The sequence below is a fragment of the Catalinimonas alkaloidigena genome, assembly GCF_900100765.1.
Taxonomy (GTDB): domain Bacteria; phylum Bacteroidota; class Bacteroidia; order Cytophagales; family Flexibacteraceae; genus Mooreia; species Mooreia alkaloidigena.
Genome location: NZ_FNFO01000026.1, coordinates 1 through 5,045, shown reverse-complemented (window position 1 = coordinate 5,045; position 5,045 = coordinate 1). Strand labels below are relative to the sequence as shown.

Sequence of the window (5,045 nt, the reverse complement as noted above, 5' to 3'; positions counted from 1 at the left end):
CCTAACCAGATGATCAGGCCTGTGATCGGCAGGCTCGCCGAGATGAGACACGCCAGAAAGGCGATGATCTTCGTCCAGAGTCCCCCGATGGACCCTACGTGCAGGTCGTAGTTCAGCCGCATGAGGTCGTCGCCCCCGTTGCCTTCCCCAAAATCCGGGCGCTTTTGCAGGAGTTGGAGCGAGTGGGCTTCGTAGTACCTGTTCTGGGTCAGGTAGCGGGTGCCCGGCTTGGGGTTGATTTCCACGCCCCAGGTACGGTTGCCGCGCGACGGGTAGTAGATGCCGACGTCGTTCTGCGTCATGTCCACCTGCTGCAACTGGGCAAACAGTCGGTCTTCGTCCGGTCCGGCGGTCGGGTCGGCCACCAGCGTGGTGTCGGCTTGCGGGCGATCGAACGTTTGGGTCTGACCGCCCGAGCTCACCCAGTAAGCCGCGTCCGAAAACCACTTCATGCCGTAGACCATACCCGTCAGTCCCAGGACGAGGGCCACCAGCAGGGCGTAGAAACCCAGCACGTTGTGCAGGTCGTAGTTCACCCGTTTCCAGCTGGCTTTCAGGTTGAGTAGGAAACTCTGTCTGCGGGTCGCACGCGTCCACTTTTTCGGCCACCACAGCACCAGCCCACTGAACAGCGTGATGACGAAAATAAGGGTGCCGTACGCCACGATCGGCTTCCCGACAGGGCGGGGCAACCAGAGCTGGTAGTGCCCGATGATCATGATACGGAAGAAGTCCTGATTCAGCGGCTGATTGTGAAGGACTTCGGCGGTGTAGGGATTGACGTAGACGACCTGGTAGTTACTTCGGTCGGCGTAATAGGGCACCACGGCGCTGCGGTCGCGCCCCTTGTAGAGGACGGCGTACACCGACGGAAAATCGTATTTGTCAATAACGGCTTGACTTAATTGAGACGGCGGCAAGAGGGGCTGCCCGGCATCTTCCACCGTTTGGTACGGCTCCAGCCACACCCGCAGTTCTTCCTCGAACACCAGCGCGGCCGCCGTCAGGCTCACCACCACTACCACAAGGCCCGACACCAGCCCCAGCCAGAGGTGCAGCCAGGCGGAGATCCGATAAAACAAAGACCGCGAAGGCTTCTTCTGGGCTCTCGCGTTTTTCTGCCGGGTAGGAGTAGTTGGTGCCATGCGTCGAAGTGAGACGTGTGAAGAGATGAAGAAGAAAGAGCACCACCCGGCAGGCGACCACCAGGCGGTGCTACGATCCAAATGGAGGGCTTAATAGGTTAATTTGCGGATGGCCGTGATCTGCCCGCCTTCTACCTTCAGGCCCTGCGTGGCGGTCGCGTTGGTGGCGTCAATTCCGTAGACGTAGCTGCCCTCGTTGGTCGTAATGCCTACGAATACCGTGTTTTCTTCCACCAGGTTGTTGGTGGTGACCTGCGTGATGCTCGCCGGATCGGGCTGCCCTTCCACCCAGGTGACCGACTGGTTGTAGACATCCACGATGGCCAGCCGGGTACCGACCGAATAAGCCGCTTTCTCGGCCGCCAGCATCGCCAGCATTTTTCCGTTGCCTACGTAATTCTGCGCCGTGATCGAGTAACCACCGGTAGCCTCTTCGATATCGAAGAAGTAGCTGGGATCGAACTCCGTCTGCCCGCTGTTGATCCGCAGGATGGCCGAAGGGTTCGTGGAGGCCATCTCGCCGCTGTTGGTCGCCACGGCGGCCGAGAAGGCGTAGACATCGCTGTTCTCGTCGACGGCCAGGCCGTTGGTAAAGTAGCGCCCGATGTAGCTGGTGCGGTCGTCTTTGATGACTTTCTCCAGCGTCATGTCCGGGTACGAGAAAACGGCGATCCAGCTGCTGTCCGGATACTGCGTCCCGAACACGTCGCTGCAACAGCCTTTGATGCTCATGTAAGGCGCAAACACCTTGTCGCCGACCTGCGTGAGCCAGGTAAAATGGGCCCGCTCGCCGTTGGCGGCCAGGTTCACGATGTTGATCTGGCCGTCGGCCACAATTTCAATCTGGTTCGCGTCTACCTGGAACCAGAGGGCGTTCTCGTCGCCGCTACGGGGCACTTTCACCATCAGGATGTCGTCACCGACTGGCGCGAACGCCTGCACCGTTTCCGACTGAAAATTAGAGAGCTGGCTGAGCGATCCGGCCTCGTCCAGTTCGTACGTTGTTACGGCGCCAGGATTACCCTGCCCGTACAGCATGCTGAAGAAGCGGTTCTGGTTGGTGGTGTAGTACCGGTACGAGCCGTCCTGTTCTTTACCGTTGCCGACCGTACTGGTCGTGCCGGTGGTCAGGTCGTCGACGGTCAGCAGGTAATCGGCAACGCCCTCCGAAGCAATGGGCGAAGAAGCAATGATGTATTTGGTGCCGGTTTCGTCACCGCCGGTTCCGGGATCGGTCTCCCCTTTCTCGTCGCAGGCAGTCAGAAGAAGCGCCCCGGTAAGCAGAACTGAAGAGAAACGGGTGAGCTGAGAGGCATTGGTAGCAAACATGGTATCGGAAAAATTTAGAGTGAATTACTTGGAAAGAAAGTAGCGCAGTTTGACGGTGAAGTTCCGCCCGGGTTTCTGCAGGCTGAAGTTGTCGTAGAGCCGGGCATCGGTCAGGTTACGCCCTTCGAGGGTGATGTTGTACGTGCCGTCGGCCAGCGCCAGGGTAAGGTTGGCGTCGTGCGAAAGTTGCCGGGGAATGTCCAGTTTGTCACTGCCCAGGCTGGGCCAGTAGAGGTAAAAGGCGTGGACGTAGAGGAGATTGTAGCCGACCGTCAGCCGACTTCCCTCCCACCACAGATCGCTCAGGAACAGCGAACCGTCGGCGTTGCCGAACAGGTACGGCATGTTGGGGATGCGGTCCCGGTAGACGACGCTCTCGATCGTTTGGCCTCCTTCGTAGCGCGTGTTGTTGCGCAGGTTCTGGTAGGTCAGGTTCAGGCCGGCCGTCAGCAGCTTGCGGTACGAATACCGCACCTCGCCGTCGACACCCGCGTTGGTTACATCCATCAGGTTGTCCATCACCTGCATGGTCTGGTTGTGGTTCAGCCGCGCCCGGATAAAGTCCCGCGCGTCGCGGTAGAGCAGATTGCCGCTGACGCTGACCTGATGGACCTGCCGAAGGCTGGTTTCGTACGTGGCTCCCACATTGAAGTTGTGGCTGGTTTCCGGCTTCAGGTCGATGTTGCCCTGCAGGTTCACCAGATCGCCGTAGAGTTCTTCGGATTCGGGCAGGCGGAAGCTTTTTTCGTACGAGGCTTTTACCTGTAGCCGCGGGGCGATAAAGTACGTGCTGGCCATGCCGTAGCCGACGCTGCTGAAGACGCTTTCCTGCGTCAGGTACGCGACATCGCCCCAGCTACCGCTGGGATTGTACGACTGGCTGTAGCGGTTGCGTTGCAGGTAGTGCTTGACAAACAGCGACGTACTCCACCGGTCGTGGTAATCGTACTTGTACCCCAGGCCGGTCACGTGTTTGAAGCTGAGGCGAGGCTGGTCGTACTGCACATTTTCAGGATAAAGGGCGTCGCTCCCCTGGCGGTTGAAGGTCGTGAAGACGTGGTTGAGGGCCAGCGCATGGTGCTGACCGAGCCGGTAGTTGGCGTTGCCCGTCACGATGCCGTTGTGGTTGCGGTACTTGTAGAGGGAACGCGATCGCTCGCTGCCTTCGCCTCGGTACTGCTTGTAGTCGCCGAACCAGTTGTAGCGACGATAGACGGTGTCGATGTTCTGTTCCGTTCCCAAGTTGTAGTTGGCATTGACCGTCACGTCCAGCCCCGGCACGAGCAGATCCCGTTTCTGGTACTTCAGCGTGGGCATCAGGATCGTGCCACGCCGGTACCAGTCGCCGAAGACGCTGACCAGCCGCGCGCCGGTCTGGATCTCGCTGTAGTTCTTGCCCAGCGTAACGCCCAGCAGCAATCGGTCGGCGTAGGGTTTGTTCACCACACCCACGTTGGCGATGAGGGTTTCGTTGTGGTACGTGTCGTGGAAACGCCGCACCCGCTGGTTGGGGTAGTACCGCCCCGTGTTGAGGTCGGCCACGTCGACATGGACCCAGTAGTTGTTGTCCGAGTAGTTCTGAAAGGCGTTGAGTTGCGCCGTAAAGCCGCTTTTGGTGGTATAGGCGGCATTGACCACTGCGCGGTGGGTGTTGAACGAACCGTACGAATAAGAAACGTCCAGGTACTTGCGTAGCGACTGGTTGGTGACGATGTTGATGGCCCCGCCCAGCGCATCGGACCCCAGCCAGATGGGCACGACCCCTTTGTAAATTTCGATGCGCTCGGCCAGGTTAACCGGAATGTTGTTGAGCTGAAAAGAAGAGCCGAAGTTGTCCATCGGCACGCCGTCGATGAAAAATTTCACCTGCCGCCCGGTAAAGCCGTTCAGCGAGAAGTTCATACGCGAACCGACACCCCCCGACTCCCGGACGCGCACGCCGGAGACCCGGTCGAGGGCGTGTCCGAGGTCGAGCGTGGTGTTGTGCAGTTGCCGTGCGTTGATGGTCTGCACTTCGTAAGCCAGTTCTTTGGTTTCCTGCAAGGCACTTTTTCCGAAAACGGTCACTGCATCCAGTTCAGTCGAGGCTTCCTGCAAGGCCACATCCAGGGAAAGTGTCTGTCCCGCCTGCAGGGTCACTTCTTCCGTGCGGGTGACGTACCCCATCGACGACACCACCACCTCATAACGGCCGGGCGGCACCGAGTGCAACTGATAGAAGCCGTCAAGGTCGGCGGCGGTCCCCCAGCGGGTTGCGTTCAACAAAAGGGTCGCGCCGGGCAGGGGCTGTTGGTCGGTAGTATGGATATGGCCTTCCAGCCTAGCGGTCAACGGAACCTGTGCGAAGCCAGATCCGGCACACACAAGCATCAGCAGAAAGGCCCAGGCAAGCGCACCTGTGCGAGAGTAAACGAACGTCATCGTGCAATAAGAGGAGTAAAAAGGTGGGCGACCTGGAGGTGGGCAGGAAGCTGCATTTATTTAGACTTAATCTAAATTGATGCAAAACTAGAGGTTCCCCCACGAGACGGATAACGCAAATGGGAATTTTACTGACGCGAACGGGAAGAT

Annotated in this window: 3 protein-coding genes; all 3 read right to left on the bottom strand. The window is 59.0% G+C overall.

Going from position 1 to position 5,045, the window contains the following annotated elements; all coding sequences use genetic code 11:
* Positions 1 to 1,082: PepSY-associated TM helix domain-containing protein (locus tag BLR44_RS28310; RefSeq protein WP_245706194.1), on the bottom strand; the 1,082-nt coding region annotated here is incomplete at its 3' end.
* 153 nt (positions 1,083 to 1,235) lie between these two features.
* Complete coding sequence (locus tag BLR44_RS28305) at positions 1,236 to 2,474, bottom strand: DUF4374 domain-containing protein (RefSeq protein WP_089688854.1); 1,239 nt, start codon at positions 2,472 to 2,474, stop codon at positions 1,236 to 1,238.
* 24 nt (positions 2,475 to 2,498) lie between these two features.
* Positions 2,499 to 4,895, bottom strand: coding sequence for a TonB-dependent receptor (locus BLR44_RS28300; RefSeq protein WP_089688851.1), 2,397 nt, complete (start codon positions 4,893 to 4,895; stop codon positions 2,499 to 2,501).
* Positions 4,896 to 5,045: the final 150 nt, after the last annotated feature.